The following is a 16,300-nucleotide window of genomic DNA, read 5'->3' as shown; positions in this document are numbered from 1 at the left end:
GATGGCAGAGGAAACCATTGAACAAGTTGAAGTTATTGAACAGCCGGCCACAAACGAGCCAAAAACACCAATAGAAGAAATGTTAGAGCGCGTATTGCTCCAATTAGGCAAAAGCCGTGGTGAATTTGATTCAGAAGTAGAGGAAGTAAGGCAACAATCTAACCCTGAAATGATGGCAAACTTTATCGCTATGTTGATGCAAAACGCTGATTTTACGGCGTTAATGGTTGCCGATTTAATTCAAGAAAATGCCGACTTAAAGTCTAGAATTGAGGCATTGGAAGGGGGTGCAGCATAATGCTAAACATGTACACAAACGCCGTAAAATACGGATACATGACAATCGACCAGGTACCAAATCAATACCAGGAATCAGTAAAAGAAAATTTAGGATTAACAGACGAAGCACCTATTGAGTAGGTGTATTTTTATGGGGTCTTTTATAGGCCCCTTTTATCTGAATAAAGGTTGGTGTTTAATTTGACGTTGCAAGAAATTACATGGCTAATCGCTGTTATTTCATTTGTTGGTAGTATTGCTATTTTTTTATTTAAAAAGATTGTCATTGAGCCATTACAGAAATCTATCAATTCATTAAACGATACATTAAAAGATTTTAAATTAAGTACAGACAGGAAAATTAGTTTGATTGAAGACGAACTTGATGTTTTAAAAGAAAAAACCACTAGGCATGATGAACAAATTAAAACATTATTTACCAAGTAGAAAAGGAGAATTTTAAATGGATAAAGCAAGTATTTCAAGGTTTATTTTATTGGTTGTTGCTGTCGTTAATGCGGTGCTAAATCTATTAGGTTATCAAACTATTCCGGATGATTTAGCCAATCATTTAGTCGCTTTTATTTCAGGTGTTTATTTTATTTTTATGGCTTGGAAAAACAATTATCTGTCCAAAAAAGGACGCGCTCAAAAAAAAGCGTTAAAAAAACAAGGTTTACACTAAGCTGCTCAAATTGAGCGGCTTATTATTTTAATTTAAAGGAGCGGATCATTAATGGTTAAACTTTTTCTTGATGCAGGTCATGGCGGAAAAGACTCAGGTGCAGTAGGTCTCGGACTGAAAGAAAAGGACTTAACATTAAAAATTGTGAAGAAAATTGGTGTACTACTTGGCGATTATGACGATGTACAGGTTTTATACTCTCGTACTGGTGACACCTATCCAACATTGTCAGAACGTGCTGCAATGGCGAATAAAGCAAAAGCAGATTATTTTGTCTCTGTGCATATTAACGCAACTCCAAGCGGCACAGGTTTTGAAACATTCGCTTATAATAGCGTTAGTTCAAAAACTGTTGCTTATCAAAATGTTATGCATGGCGAAATTAAAAAGGCAATGGGTAACGTAAGAGATCGTGGCAAAAAGCGCGGTAATCTTGCAGTATTACGTGAAACATGTATGCCAGCAATTTTAACTGAGAATCTGTTTATTGATAATCCTGGTGATAATAAATTATTAAAACAGGATTCATTTTTAGACAAGGTAGCACAAGGGCATGTTAATGGATTTGTTAAAATGTTAGGATTAAAGAAAAAGGCTACAGTTAAACAAATGGAAACCAAAACTGCAGCTAAACAAAAATCAGATGGTAAGCTCCACAAGGTCCAAGTAGGTGCATTTTCAGACCCTAAAAACGCGGAGAAATTAGCAGAGGAACTAAAGAAAAAAGGGTATAACACGTACATTGTGAAGGAATAATAACAATACCCTCTTGAAAATCACATAAATGAGCCCCTTACTCGGTTGAGTAGGGGGTTTAATCAGAAATATAATCATACTCGAAAATGAGAGAAAGTTCGTCGTTCAAACTAACAAAAGAATACAATAGTCGTTTTAAACAATATTCATGAAGAGGTTCTAAGTCCCAATTATCTGCACTATTCAACGCATTTACGTAAATAGTTTTTTCTTCATAAGGAATAAAAATTGGAGGTAATCCCTTCAAATATAATATCCAGTTTAATATTGCCCTAGATACTCGCCCGTTCCCGTTTTCAAAAGGATGAATCTGAGTGAGTCGATGATGTATTTTTGCAGCCTGATATAAATATTCGGAAATTGTAAACTGCTCCAGGTTACTTATTAAATCCACAATATCCTTATCTGTAAGGAAAAGCTCTGCTTCAATATCTCGATAATGAACTGTTTGGATACTTGCTCCTGTAATTGCATTATCTGATTTTCTAAACTTCCCCATTTGCTCACCATGAGGAGCTAATTTGAATAATATAGCATTTAATTCACACAGAAGGTAACGATCAGGAATATCAGATTGGTTAAGTATAAAATCATAAACATTGCTATGACCTATAACTTCCACGACCTCTTGATTTTCTATATCTTTGTAATATTTACTTTCCTTACCGAATAATCTAAGGTCTGTTATTATCTTAGCTGCATCTTCTTGAATAACATTAATACCTTCCATCCTACTATCATTAAACACCAGCTTATTTTTAAATTGATGCCATAGTGGACTTGTTTGGCCTTGGGGGAAATAAGTATAGCTATTAATTATTTGCTCTAATAAATGTTTTTGACTAAACTTACCAAGTGTTTTTTGAGGTTTAGCCTTTCTAAAAAACTTCTTATCTGGAACAAAAGATAGAAATCTATTATAAAAAAGTTTCCAAATAACAGCTTCGTAGCTTGTCCCAAATAATAAACAGAGGGAATACGCATCATCAGGATGGACATAACCATCTTCCCTAACTAACTTTTTAGCTTCCTCACGAAAATACTTTTTAGGCATCAACAATTCGCCGGCAAATCTATCTGCAAATTTTTCAATGGGATCTTTACTGTTAAAAGGACACAATACTCCTTGTTTATAATCTTTTATATGATGGCAAAGTTCATGAGCACTTGTAAACCTTTGTCTTGTAAAAGGACGTTTAATGTTTATTAGAATTGCAGCTTCATATTCGTCTGTTTCCGGAGAGTATGCGCCTTCCAGCCTGTCCAATTCTCTGTACTCATAAAAAACCCCAAATTCGCCTAAGATTTTAAAAATATCGATAGGGAAGTTTGGGGGTTCTTTTCCGTAGTAATATTCAATTACTTTTTCAGCAAGTTTTTCAGCAGAACAAAAATTTTCTTCATAAAAAGATCTTAAGATTGAAATATTACAACTCACCTAACAGAAAGCTCCTTTTTAATGTTTTTTTTAAGCATTTTTTGAAAGTTTAAAAATTCTGCGATTTGCCTTTCGTCATTTTCAGTTAGTTCCTTATGAGTTCTAGCTAGAATTTCTGTACTTTTTATTTCTTCTGTTATTAGGTGCTGTTCATTAATACCAAATAGCAAGGAAAGGGTTTGTAGTTCCTCGTCGGTAACAGTTAATCGGCCACCTTCAATCAACTGATATCTTTCTATTGGGCAATTTAATAGTCCTGCAACATAACTTTCTGTAAGGTACATTTTTTCCCTTAATCTTTTTAAGCGTGCATTATTTATTCTAATCATTTATAAAACACCTCCTCAAATAACTCAAATTAATTATAACAAATAGAGAATTATATTATTTTTCCCAAAAAACCTTGATATTATAACATAAAATGTGATTTTTTCAATGAAACAGTGTCAAGTATTATTTGTTTACCTGACATTAATACTTTTAGTCATTTTTCGACACGTTCTGATTATTGTATTCAAATCAATAATAATTGTAATAAGGAAACAAGCGAGCTTGTTTCTTACGATACAACTGATACCCATTTCCCTCAAAACTAATTCCATCTCAACTGGTTCTTCATTTAAGGCTTTATTCAACTTAAACAAAGCCATTTTCCCCCTTTGCTACTTCCGATGTTCCATCATAACAATTCAAAACTAAGCTCCAGGTTTCTAAAATTAAGTTTAGTTAGGTAAACTACTCCCATATATTACATATATACAAATTTTCCATTTTACTGTTAAATATAAAATGCAAATACGTTGAAAAACGTAGGCGCAAAGCTACAGGGACTAAGGTGCAATTGCATTATGTCAGCCAGTTGCCACTTTATTTAGATAAAGTGGAGATTTAAAAAAATCTCAAAAGGGGAAGAAAAATGGAGAGAACAAGAAAAGAGAGAATAGCTCAAGCTGCTAATAACTCAAAATCCTCAATTAAAAAGAAGATAGCCGGTGCAACTATTGCTGCTGGACTATTACTTGGAGGAACAGGAGCTTTTGCTGCAATGAATCCTGCGTTTTTATCACAAATTACTGATTTTGCTAACAGTATTTTTGGAACCAAAAACACAGAGATTACTAGCAAGGGTGATTCAGAAAAATCAAGTGGTGTAGACTCCTTAGGTACATTTTTAAGCAGTCTTAAAAATAAAATACAGACTGAAGTTAGCGGATGGGGAGATCAAGAAAAATCGCGTGTAAGCTCTGAAATCAAATCACATAACGATGAGTTACAACAACAAGCAGATACACAGGCAACTTCTGACATTGCTAATAAAAAAGATGCCTTAACACAAACAGCTAATCAAGAAATTTCAGATGGTAAAGCTGCATTAGATACAAAATTCAATGAGTTGTTCCCCGCATCAACAGGTCAATAATAAATATTGAAGAAGCAATAATATTGATTTTTATAAACAAGCCCTTCTTAATCAAGAGGGGCTTGTTCCTTACGATACAACTGATATCCATTTCCTTCTAAAACCAATTCCAAATCAACCGGTTCTTCATTTAAAGCCTTATTTAGTCTGTACAAAGCCATTTCTTTAGCTTTCTCCGGTGTGCTGCCGTAACAATTACATACTGCAACTTTTCCGTTTGTAGCCATGCATTTAAACGTATCAACGTAATCGTATACGTAATACTTAATTTTCCCTCGACGGTAATATATAAGCCAATTCCAGAAATGTTTTATCCGGTACATATTATTCTTCTGTATTTTCCTTTAATCTTTTATTTATAAGACTGACCATTCTAAACTCAGCTTTTTTCGTTATCTGTCTAGCACGTTCTGGACCAACACCTAACATTTCTCCAGCAGTTTTTAAAGTTACATGTTTTTTGTTAACACCATAAATTTCATCTAAAACAAATTGTTCTTTTTCGGATAATGAATCTTTGAATTTTGTGTACACGCTGATAAAACGTTTAAAATCATCGGAGTTTCTATCGTTCAGTATCTTATAGTAGGGTTTTATGGTACCTATATCACTCCCATGTCCAATCATTTTTAAATAAAACATTGCATCTTCTATGTCTGCGTTATTTTTATCCATTAAGACTTTCTCCATTTCAAAGTGTTATTCATTTTTAATAATTCTCGGTTAATCCTTAACTTCCTACATGGATTTTTGACTGTTTTGTGGCAAAATAAAAAACCCCTCAATTACGAGGGGCCTCTAATCCTTTAACCAAAACTGTTATTTCTTCTCCAGTAGCAATAATCTTTTCTAATTCGCATTTGTAAGGCATTTCTCTTTGTATTTGTCGCCAAAACTCTAATGCGATTTGTTCAGGCTTTTTACCTCTTAGTTTAAAATCACCCTGTTGCATGACTTTATTGCCATTTGTGATGTAGTTGATTTGGATAGTTATAGTCATATAATCACTTCGTCATTTCACTTTGAAGCGCTGGGTGCATCCAGTATTGATCAGCAATCACTTCATAGTTATTATAATCAAATGTTTTCCATTCGATCTTCTCAAAAGTTTCTCGTGATAACCCAATTTTAATAACATTTTCGTCTTTTGATTTTCCATAAGCATCGACCATTGGAAATTGCCAGAATAATGTTACCTCAGATACTTCTTTATTTTTAAAAGTCTCCTGAAACGCATTTTTACTTTTCATCAACATTTCTTTAATCGTCATCTTGTTTGTAAAACTTTCATCGCCAGATAAAGTTAATAAAACAATTTTATCTCCTTCAACATCCGATCCGGCGTTATCATTTACTTGTAATTTCACAATTCTTTTCTTGTCCATATTGTTGTTTTTGCCTAATTTCTTATTAATACCTTGGGTAATTTTTTCATCAAGTGTTAATTCCTTCTTTTGTTCTACCTTCTTAAGTTCCTCTTTTTTCTTTTCTTCTTCCTTTTTAGCTTTTTCCTCTGCAGCTTTCTTCTTTGCTAATTCTTCCTCTTTTTTCTTTTCCTCTACCTTTTTGGCTTTTTCTGCTGCAGCTCTTTTCTTTGCAGCCTCTGCTTGAGCCTTTTTATCAACATCAGCTTTCTTAGCCTCTGCTTTGGCTTTTTGCTCATCTTCAATCTTTTTTTCGTTCTTCTTTTCTTGTTTAGGTTGGTTCGCCTTAACATTGTCATCTACTGTGTCTGATGTTGGAGTAATAACAATACCAATAATAAATAAAACAAAACAAATAAGTGCATATATCATCATTTTTTTACCTTTTTTTGTTTTCCTAAACACACTTATAAGGGCTAATATGATAAAAACAATAAACCCCAAAAAACCAACAAGAAATAAAAATGTATCCATTATAATCCCCTCCAATAATTTAGTAGTATTTTTACGCTAATTTTAAACAATATAAAACATTTATCCTATACATTCGACAAAAATAGACATTATTCATTCATAAATTCATAATTGAAAATATATTTACTCATAAGATTATCTACAATTCCGTTGAAATAGCCAAAAATATTTTTTATACCTTTGCCATCTTTTATTTTCATAACAAGTTCTTTTATGGCCATTAAGCCAATAGATAGTTCTTGGTTATTATTAAAGGCTTTAAGCTTGTCGATATGGTCCACAATTCTATTGTTTTGCTTAACCACCTTCCACAACTCCTGAATGGTTTTAGCGTCGTTATAGTAATAGTTTGCTAGTTTTGCAAATACTGCTGGTACCCAATGAGCAACAAAGTTAGCTTTAGAAAAATTATTCTCATTTTTTGTGGCTGAAGAAGCGCTATTATTACGTGTATTTAATCTTTTAATCTTTTGTTTTAAAGAAACAGGTGTTGTTTTATTGGCCGGACACTTTGTTGGACAATGAGTAGGGTTCTTGTTGGCCACATTCTCTACGGGCAAAATAATGATTGAATTGGCAGTCTGAAGCATGTCTTTTTTACGCTTCATTTCTACTTGTTTAATCATGCCAAGGTCTTCTAATTTTTTTACCAAGCGTTGGATAGTCTTATAAGAAAGTTCGAGTTTTTCGGCTATTGAATTTTTGCATAGAAAACTAACACCTACATATTTGCAACTGTGACGCTTTAAAAGCTCAAGCAATGTAATAAGTCTAGCTTGTACATCAGCACGCTTAATAGACGCACGTATGGAGTCTCTGTAGGTGCGTATTGTCTCATTCATTTCTTCGATATCAGTAAAGCTAGATAAGTTATTATATGATTCTTCACCGGCAATAACATCAATACGATTTTTCATGATTCTGTCTCCTTTATGGAAACAAAAAAGCAACGGCCTGTGGAAGCAAACCGTTGCCAAATAGACCCTTTGTCTGTAAAATAAGACACAAGGGTACAGCAAGTGTTTGCCTGGGGCATCAGGCGGACGGTATAAGAGTGCGTCAACACTACTTATACACGCTGTGCTCTTTTGTTTTTATTTAGTCCTCTATATTTAGATAATTATCCTGATATTGTTTAAAAACATTATTAATCATCTGCAGATCTACTAGGCTTATTTCATCTTGTCTAGGGACTAAAATGGTCATGATGTTTGCAAATTGGACACATACATCCACATATTTGTCATGTTCACTTTTGGTAGTACTCTTAGATATATTTTCAATTGATTTTAGTAAACTGTTTGTATAAATTGTTCCTAGGTTCATGGACAATTGCTCCTTTATTTATTTGTCTAATATCTATGTAGGAGTTCCGCCGCCTACCCAGATGGCAGCAATTTGCCCAAGGGCCGTCAGCACCGCTGCACCCTTGCCAATGGCGGCGGCAAATAAACTGGCCACTGACCCAGCAAGGGAAATACCGGAGAAGCCGGAACCATCCAGTCCGGTGATAGCACCCACAGATGTCAGCGTAACAGCACCTACTGCCTTGCTTAATGGAACAATGTTAGCAAGTGCGAGGCCAAGATCGTTGACTATTCCATTTGACGTCTTTGGTAAAAAGTCACCAATGATTTTCACAAATCCGGAATCACCTAAATAGAAGAACGCAGCAATGGGGATAACGGGCCCAAACACTTTAAAACCAAATTGAAAGCCTTCAATTAAAAATTGAGTTGTTTTTTCAAGCCCCTTAGATTTATAACTTGTTAACGAAATAAGAAGAAGGATTAGGATTGAGGTTCCGCCAACTAGTGCAGTAGCATCACCGCCTGTTAAATCAAGCATTGTCATCGCGGCAACGTCAGCAGCAAATAATAATGGTACTATTATGGCAAAAAAACGTTTTTGATTCATGGATAGAATAGCAGTCTGTTTAGCGGTTTCTTCTGAAATATCCTTAATAGCTGCCTCATCCGTTTTAAGAATACCGCGCCTCATATCACGGCGCAATAAATAAAATGCAGTTATTGTTGTTACAATCCCCATGATAAAAACTAATGGAATGCTGGCATTAATTACATCTTGGATAGGAATGCCAGCTGCATCCGATGTCAGTTTAGGTGCCGCTTGAATGACAAAATCCCCCGATAAAGCAATTCCGTGGCCAAACAGGTTCATGGCCATCGCTACACCAAGTGCCGGCAGTCCTGCACGAATAGCAACGGGGAGGAGAACGGCTCCTAAAAGGGCTACTGCAGGAGACGGCCAGAAAAACCAAGATATCACCATCATCAAGATGCCGATTGTCCAGTAAGCTAAAGCCGGATTCCTTATCAGCTTCCTAAAAGGAGAAATCATGACATCATTGATTCCTGTTGTTGTTAATGTATGGCTCATTGCGACAATGATGGAAATAACAAGAATGGTGGATAATAATTCGGTTATGGCATAAATAAAGCTATTAAAAATACTGCTGATTGAAACACTTAAACTTCCCGTCGCAGTGATGGCGATTAAGAAGATTCCCGTAATACAAACGATGGTCGTATCTCTTTTCATCACCATAAAGCCGATAATCAAAGCAATAAAGGCTACATAGATCCAGTGAATCACTGTCAATTCAACAAGCATTTAGTTTACCCCCTTTCTCATCCCTCTAGGCTTTAGCCCTGAAGGATGTAGTATAGAATATGAAAATGATAAAAAGGGGTGTGAAAAAAATGAAAAAAGAATGGAGGGGGTCCGCTCCATTCCAATGTTTTTTATTCTTCGTTTTCTGTTATGACAAATTTGCTAAAATATGGGGCGCTTTCGAAGATTTTCGATTGCTCGATCTTGTTAGTATTTGCAGGAAAATAAGAAGGTGAATTTTTCCACTTTGAGAAGTCAGTTTCATTGTTCCAAATGGTCAATATGATATAGGTGCTGGAAGACAGCGGGCGGAGTATCCTAAGGGCACGGAAACCGGCCGTGTTCGCCGCCTGAGTACTTTGATTTTTCATTTGATACTCAAAGACTGGTCTGCTTTCATCTGTAACAGAGATATTGTTCATAACGGCAAAACCTTTATACGGCATTTCTCCAATTAATTGAATGGCTTCATATTTTCTTGGTGCACTAAATACCGTTTTGCCATTTGTTTCATGATATAACAAAGCCCCGCTGGCATTTGTCATCATCACAAGTTCACTAGAATATTTAGCTTTTATTTTTTTTAAAAAGTCATACGTACCTGTAGTAATATAGACATTCATTCCATCAGCCCCTTTTCGTTTCTATATTCATATTATTCCACGCATAAAGGAAAAAACGACTTTTTTTTGACAGTTTCAATTGATTGCTATACACAATTGGGAATTACAGCTATAGTGGAGACAGTATGCCTATGGTAAGTTTTTAAATAAATGCTAAATATATTAAAATAATGAAAAGACAAGTCTTGAAAGGTGGACTATATAGTATGACTATAGAAATCAATGAAACATTCTTAAAAACAGCGAAAGGAGAAAAAACAGATCATGTCCCTGTCTGGTATATGAGGCAGGCAGGGCGTTCTCAGCCGGAGTACAGGGAAATTAAAGAAAAATATTCTTTATTTGAAATTACCCATCAGCCAGAGTTATGCGCCTATGTAACACGCCTGCCTGTTGAACAATATAATGTCGATGCGGCTATTTTATATAAAGATATCATGACTCCTCTTCCTGCATTAGGGATGCATGTTGAAATAAAGGGCGGTGTAGGACCTGTTATTGACAACCCGATACAATCCCTTGCAGATGTGGAAAAATTAGGCGAAATTCATCCTGAGGAAGATATTCCTTATGTATTGGATACGATTAAATTATTAACAAAAGAACAATTATCGGTCCCATTAATCGGATTTTCTGGTGCTCCTTTTACATTGGCAAGCTATATGATTGAAGGAGGCCCTTCAAAAAACTATAACAAGACAAAGGCGTTTATGTATGCTGAGCCTAAAGCATGGTTTGCCTTAATGGAAAAATTAGGCGATATGATAATTACATATGTAAAGGCTCAAATTGGTGCAGGTGCAAAAGCAATTCAGATCTTTGACTCTTGGGTTGGAGCCTTAAATGCTGAGGATTATCGTTATTTTATAAAGCCAGTCATGACTAGAATTTTTACTGAATTAAGAAAAGAAAATGTCCCATTGATTATGTTTGGTGTTGGGGCAAGTCATTTAGCATTAGAATGGAATGACCTGCCGCTTGATGTAGTTGGATTGGATTGGCGGATGCCAATAAGCAAGGCAAGGGAGCTGGGTGTTTCTAAGGCTGTACAAGGTAACCTTGATCCGGCTGTTTTGCTGGCACCATGGGAAGTGATTGAGGAAAAGACGAAGGCTATTTTAGATCAGGGAATGGAAAATGACGGTTATATCTTTAATTTGGGTCATGGTGTTTTCCCTTCTGTAAAACCAGAAACCTTAAAAAGGCTGACTGCTTTTGTTCATGAATATTCTCAGGCCAAGCGCGGGTAATCTCCGAATTTAAAAGTTCTAATATTGGTAAACCAGTCTATTTTTTGGCAAAATAAAATGAGTTGTTTTAATGGGTCAAGAAGTTGCATTTGTTTAATTAGCTGTGTGATTAGCGGCCCATCCACCCCCTATACGGGAAAGGCAAGCAGATTTTAAAAGAGGTGCAGCAAATGACAAAAAAGAAAATGGGTCTATTAGTAATGGCATATGGGACCCCATATACATTAGAGGATTTGGACCGTTATTATACACATATCCGTCATGGCCGTAAGCCATCACCGGAAATGATGGAAGACCTCCGGAACCGCTATGAAGCAATCGGCGGAATCTCACCGCTGGCTAAAATTACTCTTGAACAAGCTGAAAAGCTGGAATCACATTTAAATAGTGTTCAAGATGAGATTGAATTTAAAATGTATCTTGGTTTAAAGCATATTAATCCATTTATTGAGGACGCTGTGAAACAAATGCATGAAGATGGTATTGAAGAGGCGGTCAGCCTTGTTTTGGCTCCGCATTTTTCTACCTTTAGTGTTAAATCTTATAATGGCAGGGCAATAGAAGAGGCAGAAAAATTAGGCGGAAGGCTTAAGATTAAAACGATTGAAAGCTGGTATGAAGAGCCGAAATTTATCACATACTGGGCAGATAAAATTAGCCAAATTTATAAACAAATGCCTGAGGATGAAAGGGAAAACGCCGTACTTATCGTTTCGGCCCACAGTCTTCCTGAGAAAATTCTGCAGTTTGGCGACCCATATCCAAAACAAATCCAGGAAACAGCAGATATGATTGCCAAACAGGCAGGAATAAAAAATTATGTGACTGGATGGCAAAGTGCAGGCAATACACCTGACCCTTGGCTTGGTCCAGATGTACAGGATTTAACAAGAGATTTATATCAAAAACATCATTATAAGGCATTTGTTTATGCGCCGGTTGGCTTTGTATGCGATCATCTTGAAGTACTATATGATAATGATACTGAGTGTAAGGCTGTAACAGATGAATTAGGTGTCAGCTATTATCGTCCGGAAATGCCGAATGCTAGACAAGAGTTTATAGATTTATTAGCAGATGTCGTTTTAAAGAAAGTACATGAGTAACCATCTTTTGGGGGTTAGTGGAAGAAGGTGAAGTCCTTGGCGGAGGAGAAACAGAAGGTTGTCATTATTGGGGGAGGAGCTGCTGGATTGACAGCAGCGTTCTATCTGCAAAAAGAAATAGAAGAAAAGAATCTCTCAATTGAGATTCAGCTTATTGAGGCATCCCACCGTCTTGGAGGTAAAATGCAAACCGTTGTAAGGGACGGCTTTACAATTGAAAGAGGTCCTGATTCATTTTTAGCGAGAAAAACAAGCATGATTCGTCTGGCAAAGGAAGTAGGGATGGACGGGAAATTAGTTCATAATTCTACGGGGAGATCTTATATTCTTGTAAATGAAAAGCTTTATTCGATGCCTGGCGGGTCTATCATGGGAATTCCAACAGAAATCATGCCTTTCATCTCAACCAATTTATTCTCCATTCCAGGGAAACTAAGGGCGGCGGCAGATTTTATTCTGCCCCGGTCGGAAAAGGGAAAAGACCAATCATTGGGAGGATTTTTCCGCAGACGATTAGGAGATGAAGTCGTTGAAAATTTAATTGAACCACTATTATCCGGAATTTATGCGGGTGATATTGATCAGATGAGTTTGATGACTACATTCCCTCAGTTTTATGAAGTGGAACAGAAATATCGCAGCTTAATTCTTGGTATGAAAAAGGCAAAACCGGCTAAGGCAAAAGAGAACGTCCATCAAGATAACCTAAAAGGTGCATTTCTTACCTTTAAAACAGGACTCCAGTCATTTGCAGAAGCCATTGAAGCAAAATTAGATTCGAAAACTATTCTAAAAGGACATCGTGCAGGGCAAATCGTAAGGAATAATGGTAGATATGAGATATATCTAAATAATGGTGAAACCATTGAGGCGGATAGTATTGTTGCGGCTGTACCGCACAAGGCACTGCAGGCAATGTTTTCGGATTACCGCTTTTTTGAACCATTGAAAGATGTTCCATCCACATCTGTGGCTACGGTTGCACTAGCTTTCCCAGCTGACGCGATTAAAAATGATATTGACGGGACTGGATTTGTTGTCTCTAGAAGAAACGATTATTCCATTACTGCTTGTACTTGGACACATAAGAAATGGACGCATTCAGCACCTAAAGGAAAAGCGCTCCTTCGCTGTTATGTCGGAAGAGCAGGGGATGAAACCATTGTTGATCTTTCTGATGATAAAATCGTTAAAACGGTTTTGGATGATTTAAGGAAGACGATGGATATTACAGCGGATCCGGATTTCGCAGTTGTATCCCGATGGAAAAATGCAATGCCGCAATATACGGTCGGTCATCAGGAAAGAATGGCCGTCATTTTAGAAAAAATGAAAGAAGAACTGCCGGGTGTTTTTCTTGCCGGTGCTTCGTATGGAGGCGTAGGTGTCCCTGACTGTGTAGACCAAGGGGAAGCGGCGGTTCAAAAGGTCTTAAACTTTTTAAAATAGGCTGTGTTAAGGTCAATGTGTTTTTTGCAGCTAAGTTGGTGCGGAAGATACGAAGGCGCCCGAACGGCTTGTGCCTCCTTCTAAAAGCTGTCGCTTTTAGTCTTGCGAAGCCTATGCTGCAGAAGACTTCCTAGTGGAATGCAAGTCAACAGCCAAGTTTAACAATGCCTAAAAATAAATAATACCTAAAAAGAAGCTGATTATTAAACTGCAGCTTCTTTTTTACATTTCTTTAATGAATCAGCCTGCTTTCCTTTGCTTTCTTTTTGATCGCCCTTCCGTACTTTTCGATTGGTTTTTTTAAAACTAAACCAAATAGAAGGGTAACAATTGTGATAAAAAAGAGAATAAGAAGATCCGTTTTTACAACTTCCCACAGAATTCCTCCGACAGCTTCCCTCATCATGCTAATGGCATAAGTAAAAGGCAAATAGGGATTAAGCTGTTGAAAAAAAACGGGCATCACTTGTACCGGGAAGGTTCCGCCCGAGGCTGAAATTTGCAGAACAAGAATCACGATTGCTAACCCTTTCCCAACATTTCCAAGGATTGAAACTAATGTATAGACTATTAACATGAAGACCGCACTAATCAGTAAGCCAAACATAAAAAAACATAATTTGGCTGCTATGTATGTTTTCAACAAATAAATATCACCTAATGTCACAATCATGCTTTGGCATAGGGCAATTGATAAAAATGTCAACAGTCTGCCTAAATAAATATGGTGAGGTTGATAGTCTTTTGGCAGGTCCGCTACTTCCACAGGAATCAAAGAAATTAGCAGTGTTGCCCCTACCCATAGTGATAAGGTTGTGAAAAAGGGAGACATCGCTGAGCCGTAATTTGGAATTGGAAAAAGACGTTTCTCTTTCAATAATACTGGGTCAGCAAAAAAGTCGCTTTCTTTTTTTACATCATTCCGCAATAAATCAATAATCTCACGTATATCTTCAGATTTTTCAAATTCGCGGATCTGATTGGCAAGTGTAGTAATCTTCTGTTTGATTTCCGGAAAATCCCGTTTGATTAAAGCAAGGTCCCTTTTTCCAATTGCTATTCCTTTTGAAGTATCATTTAAAATTTTCTTTATTTGTGGAAGTGTTTCATCGGCTTTGCTGAAAAAGTTATCTGCTTTTATTGGGATGCTTTTAGCTGTCTCACTAAAGTTCTTTATTTTTGGCGAAGTCTTAGAATCATATGAATTGCCTATTTGTCCAAGATCTGTAGAGAGATTTTTGGCTAATTGGTTAGTATTCTTTATTAATACAGGTGAAAGGGCCTCCGTCATTTTAAGCCTTTTTACATTTTGCAGTAATCTTTGTGACCTGTTTTTCTGTTCGGTTACATTTGCTATTTCATTTGAAAACATTGTATTACCGGCAAGATGATTTAATTGATCAAATAAATCAATCAAAAGTGTTTCAATTTTAATCAGTTCAGTCAACTGCGTGAAGGCATCGTTCAAAGCCTGTTGTTTCTCGGTATTGCTTATATTGTCTGAAGACAGAAGACTGGTTATTTGTTCAACAGATTGAGCTCCAGCCTCCATATACGTTAGATTCTGCTTAATAGCAGGTGCAAGATTTGCAATGCTTTCTTTATTGCTTTCTAAAAAGCTTGATATTTGACCAGAGAGGCCGCGTGCATGTTTAATTATACCTTCAACTTTGTCAATGTTTTTTTGTAAGTCATTGACAATCTTTTGTGCCTGATTTGCATTATCATTAGCAGTATTTATCATGCTTTCCGCTTCATTTAAATGCTGTTCAAGCCAAAATATCATTGATTTTAGTTTCTCGATGTCAGGCAGGTTTTTTTGAAGTTCGATTCCCAGTCGGTTAAAAATATCGAAAATAACCCCATTTGCTGTTTTAACAAAGTTTTTACTAACCTCTTCCTTTATTCCGCTGGCTCCTTTACTTGTTATTTTTGGGGCAATCGCATTAATTTTTTCATTAACGGTATAAAGAAGTTCAGGTTTTTCCGGATTGTCGTTTAAAACAGTTCCAATTTTGGCTGAGAAATCGCTGGGAATTGTGATGCTGGCAAAATATTTTCCGGTCTTGACCCCTGTGACAGCTTCTGATGAACTGACAAATTTCCATCCTAATGAATGATTCTTTTTTAAAGAATCGAGGATTTCTTCACCAATATTAATGCTTTCTCCTTTTAACTCAGCACCTTTATCATTATTTACAATCGCAATGGGGATTTCTTTTGTATTGCTGTATGGATCCCAGGATGCTTTAATATTGAACCAGGCATAAAGGGAGGGAAGGATGATTAAGGCAGCAATAATAAATGCGGCTGCCCAATTGGTTGTGAGGCTTAACAAATCATTTCGATAAATGGAAAAAACCTTTTTCACTAAATCAAACCACCTAAACATCATCTTTCCTTTTATTATTTGTTTAAGAATAAAGTTGATACGTGAATAGGAAAGAGAAAAATAGAACAGACAAAAGTTTTTAATTAGTTTAGAGCAACGCCTTTTTCAGGATGATTAAAAACAAAGGCGGACATAAAATGAGATACTTTTCAATGCTGTATGGCATAGAGGGGTCTTTCAGAGCCTCTAAACTTTGAACCAGGTGGATAATGATGTTAATACTTGCAAATAGGAAAAAATGGAGTTATACTCTTAAAGTGTCAATTGACCATAATGTTCATATGGTCAATTTATTAGATTACAATACTTGTAATCTTTATTTTTTGAAGAAATATGACCAAATTGGTAAATTGGTCATTCTAGTATAAAA

The 16,300-nt window shown here is 36.1% G+C and carries 20 protein-coding genes and 1 riboswitch; of the genes, 10 read left to right on the top strand and 10 right to left on the bottom strand.

Features of this window, described 5'->3' with window-relative positions; all coding sequences use genetic code 11:
- The first annotated feature begins 1 nt into the window (after window position 1).
- Genes M3183_RS07025 through M3183_RS07005 form a run of 5 tightly spaced genes read left to right on the top strand, consistent with a single transcriptional unit; the run spans window position 2 to window position 1,720 of the window.
- Window positions 2-298, top strand: coding sequence for a hypothetical protein (locus M3183_RS07025; protein WP_251467945.1), 297 nt, complete (start codon window positions 2-4; stop codon window positions 296-298).
- Window positions 298-420 (top strand): CD1375 family protein, encoded by a 123-nt coding sequence (locus tag M3183_RS07020; RefSeq protein WP_251467943.1) that lies wholly within the window; start codon window positions 298-300, stop codon window positions 418-420. The genes M3183_RS07025 and M3183_RS07020 overlap by 1 nt, the downstream gene beginning before the upstream one ends.
- A 60-nt stretch (window positions 421-480) precedes the next feature.
- On the top strand, window positions 481-726 hold the full coding sequence (locus M3183_RS07015) for a hypothetical protein (protein WP_251467941.1): 246 nt from the start codon (window positions 481-483) through the stop codon (window positions 724-726).
- Window positions 727-742: 16 nt separating this feature from the next.
- Window positions 743-964, top strand: a complete 222-nt coding sequence (locus M3183_RS07010) for a phage holin (protein WP_251467939.1) — start codon at window positions 743-745, stop codon at window positions 962-964.
- A gap of 51 nt (window positions 965-1,015) precedes the next feature.
- The gene (locus M3183_RS07005; protein WP_251467937.1) at window positions 1,016-1,720 is read left to right on the top strand and encodes an N-acetylmuramoyl-L-alanine amidase; all 705 of its coding nucleotides are present in this window, start codon (window positions 1,016-1,018) and stop codon (window positions 1,718-1,720) included.
- Window positions 1,721-1,778: 58 nt separating this feature from the next.
- Here M3183_RS07005 and M3183_RS07000 read toward each other — a convergent pair whose 3' ends face one another.
- Complete coding sequence (locus M3183_RS07000) at window positions 1,779-3,158, bottom strand: Fic family protein (protein ID WP_251467935.1); 1,380 nt, start codon at window positions 3,156-3,158, stop codon at window positions 1,779-1,781.
- The gene (locus M3183_RS06995; protein ID WP_251467933.1) at window positions 3,155-3,487 is read right to left on the bottom strand and encodes a helix-turn-helix domain-containing protein; all 333 of its coding nucleotides are present in this window, start codon (window positions 3,485-3,487) and stop codon (window positions 3,155-3,157) included. The genes M3183_RS07000 and M3183_RS06995 overlap by 4 nt, the downstream gene beginning before the upstream one ends.
- A gap of 451 nt (window positions 3,488-3,938) precedes the next feature.
- A riboswitch (cyclic di-GMP riboswitch) is annotated at window positions 3,939-4,025 on the top strand.
- A 49-nt stretch (window positions 4,026-4,074) separates the two neighbouring features.
- Here M3183_RS06995 and M3183_RS06990 point away from each other — a divergent pair.
- The gene (locus tag M3183_RS06990) at window positions 4,075-4,578 is read left to right on the top strand and encodes a hypothetical protein (protein ID WP_251467931.1); all 504 of its coding nucleotides are present in this window, start codon (window positions 4,075-4,077) and stop codon (window positions 4,576-4,578) included.
- 324 nt (window positions 4,579-4,902) lie between these two features.
- Here M3183_RS06990 and M3183_RS06985 read toward each other — a convergent pair whose 3' ends face one another.
- From M3183_RS06985 to M3183_RS06955, 7 genes are all read right to left on the bottom strand, one after another.
- Complete coding sequence (locus tag M3183_RS06985; RefSeq protein WP_251467929.1) at window positions 4,903-5,253, bottom strand: sigma factor-like helix-turn-helix DNA-binding protein; 351 nt, start codon at window positions 5,251-5,253, stop codon at window positions 4,903-4,905.
- Between the two features lie 106 nt (window positions 5,254-5,359).
- Window positions 5,360-5,578 carry a hypothetical protein gene (locus tag M3183_RS06980; RefSeq protein ID WP_251467927.1) on the bottom strand — a complete coding sequence of 73 codons (219 nt, stop codon included), beginning with the start codon at window positions 5,576-5,578 and terminating at the stop codon, window positions 5,360-5,362.
- Between the two features lie 4 nt (window positions 5,579-5,582).
- Window positions 5,583-6,476, bottom strand: a complete 894-nt coding sequence (locus tag M3183_RS06975) for a tripartite tricarboxylate transporter TctB family protein (protein ID WP_251467925.1) — start codon at window positions 6,474-6,476, stop codon at window positions 5,583-5,585.
- A gap of 89 nt (window positions 6,477-6,565) precedes the next feature.
- On the bottom strand, window positions 6,566-7,393 hold the full coding sequence (locus M3183_RS06970) for a helix-turn-helix domain-containing protein (RefSeq protein ID WP_251467923.1): 828 nt from the start codon (window positions 7,391-7,393) through the stop codon (window positions 6,566-6,568).
- Between the two features lie 181 nt (window positions 7,394-7,574).
- Window positions 7,575-7,802: a hypothetical protein gene (locus tag M3183_RS06965; RefSeq protein ID WP_251467921.1), complete on the bottom strand. Its 228-nt coding sequence runs from the start codon at window positions 7,800-7,802 to the stop codon at window positions 7,575-7,577.
- Window positions 7,803-7,835: 33 nt separating this feature from the next.
- Window positions 7,836-9,110 (bottom strand): hypothetical protein, encoded by a 1,275-nt coding sequence (locus M3183_RS06960; RefSeq protein WP_251467919.1) that lies wholly within the window; start codon window positions 9,108-9,110, stop codon window positions 7,836-7,838.
- A 131-nt stretch (window positions 9,111-9,241) separates the two neighbouring features.
- Window positions 9,242-9,733 (bottom strand): antibiotic biosynthesis monooxygenase family protein, encoded by a 492-nt coding sequence (locus tag M3183_RS06955; RefSeq protein ID WP_251467917.1) that lies wholly within the window; start codon window positions 9,731-9,733, stop codon window positions 9,242-9,244.
- Between the two features lie 206 nt (window positions 9,734-9,939).
- Between M3183_RS06955 and hemE the strand changes: the two genes are divergently transcribed.
- From hemE to hemY, 3 genes are all read left to right on the top strand, one after another.
- Window positions 9,940-10,983 carry a uroporphyrinogen decarboxylase gene (gene hemE / locus M3183_RS06950; protein WP_251467915.1) on the top strand — a complete coding sequence of 348 codons (1,044 nt, stop codon included), beginning with the start codon at window positions 9,940-9,942 and terminating at the stop codon, window positions 10,981-10,983.
- 170 nt (window positions 10,984-11,153) lie between these two features.
- A complete protein-coding gene (gene hemH / locus M3183_RS06945) occupies window positions 11,154-12,089 on the top strand; it encodes a ferrochelatase (RefSeq protein WP_251467913.1) in 936 nt (311 codons plus the stop codon).
- Between the two features lie 36 nt (window positions 12,090-12,125).
- Entirely contained in the window at window positions 12,126-13,538 is a 1,413-nt protein-coding gene (gene hemY / locus M3183_RS06940; protein ID WP_251467911.1) for a protoporphyrinogen oxidase, read from the top strand.
- Between the two features lie 232 nt (window positions 13,539-13,770).
- Here hemY and M3183_RS06935 read toward each other — a convergent pair whose 3' ends face one another.
- Complete coding sequence (locus M3183_RS06935) at window positions 13,771-15,909, bottom strand: YhgE/Pip domain-containing protein (RefSeq protein WP_251467909.1); 2,139 nt, start codon at window positions 15,907-15,909, stop codon at window positions 13,771-13,773.
- A 233-nt stretch (window positions 15,910-16,142) separates the two neighbouring features.
- Between M3183_RS06935 and M3183_RS06930 the strand changes: the two genes are divergently transcribed.
- On the top strand, window positions 16,143-16,298 hold the full coding sequence (locus M3183_RS06930) for a hypothetical protein (protein ID WP_251467908.1): 156 nt from the start codon (window positions 16,143-16,145) through the stop codon (window positions 16,296-16,298).
- Window positions 16,299-16,300 lie beyond the last annotated feature (2 nt).

The sequence above is a fragment of the Neobacillus mesonae genome, from assembly GCF_023715155.1.
GTDB lineage: Bacteria > Bacillota > Bacilli > Bacillales > Cytobacillaceae > Neobacillus > Neobacillus mesonae_A.
Note: the sequence above shows the minus strand (reverse complement) of the source record. Positions and strands in the feature narration are given on the sequence as shown.

What these genes read in the sequence shown, in the direction of transcription:
- M3183_RS07005 (WP_251467937.1), top strand. Translation starts at nt 1,016, where the DNA reads ATGGTTAAACTTTTTCTTGATGCAGGTCATGGCGGAAAAGACTCAGGT.
- M3183_RS06990 (WP_251467931.1), top strand. Translation starts at nt 4,075, where the DNA reads ATGGAGAGAACAAGAAAAGAGAGAATAGCTCAAGCTGCTAATAACTCA.
- M3183_RS06970 (WP_251467923.1), bottom strand. Translation starts at nt 7,393, where the DNA reads ATGAAAAATCGTATTGATGTTATTGCCGGTGAAGAATCATATAATAAC.
- M3183_RS06985 (WP_251467929.1), bottom strand. Translation starts at nt 5,253, where the DNA reads ATGGATAAAAATAACGCAGACATAGAAGATGCAATGTTTTATTTAAAA.
- M3183_RS06975 (WP_251467925.1), bottom strand. Translation starts at nt 6,476, where the DNA reads ATGGATACATTTTTATTTCTTGTTGGTTTTTTGGGGTTTATTGTTTTT.
- M3183_RS06930 (WP_251467908.1), top strand. Translation starts at nt 16,143, where the DNA reads ATGTTAATACTTGCAAATAGGAAAAAATGGAGTTATACTCTTAAAGTG.
- M3183_RS07025 (WP_251467945.1), top strand. Translation starts at nt 2, where the DNA reads ATGGCAGAGGAAACCATTGAACAAGTTGAAGTTATTGAACAGCCGGCC.
- M3183_RS06960 (WP_251467919.1), bottom strand. Translation starts at nt 9,110, where the DNA reads ATGCTTGTTGAATTGACAGTGATTCACTGGATCTATGTAGCCTTTATT.
- hemH (WP_251467913.1), top strand. Translation starts at nt 11,154, where the DNA reads ATGACAAAAAAGAAAATGGGTCTATTAGTAATGGCATATGGGACCCCA.
- M3183_RS06995 (WP_251467933.1), bottom strand. Translation starts at nt 3,487, where the DNA reads ATGATTAGAATAAATAATGCACGCTTAAAAAGATTAAGGGAAAAAATG.
- M3183_RS06980 (WP_251467927.1), bottom strand. Translation starts at nt 5,578, where the DNA reads ATGACTATAACTATCCAAATCAACTACATCACAAATGGCAATAAAGTC.
- M3183_RS06965 (WP_251467921.1), bottom strand. Translation starts at nt 7,802, where the DNA reads ATGAACCTAGGAACAATTTATACAAACAGTTTACTAAAATCAATTGAA.
- M3183_RS06955 (WP_251467917.1), bottom strand. Translation starts at nt 9,733, where the DNA reads ATGAATGTCTATATTACTACAGGTACGTATGACTTTTTAAAAAAAATA.
- M3183_RS07010 (WP_251467939.1), top strand. Translation starts at nt 743, where the DNA reads ATGGATAAAGCAAGTATTTCAAGGTTTATTTTATTGGTTGTTGCTGTC.
- M3183_RS07020 (WP_251467943.1), top strand. Translation starts at nt 298, where the DNA reads ATGCTAAACATGTACACAAACGCCGTAAAATACGGATACATGACAATC.
- hemE (WP_251467915.1), top strand. Translation starts at nt 9,940, where the DNA reads ATGACTATAGAAATCAATGAAACATTCTTAAAAACAGCGAAAGGAGAA.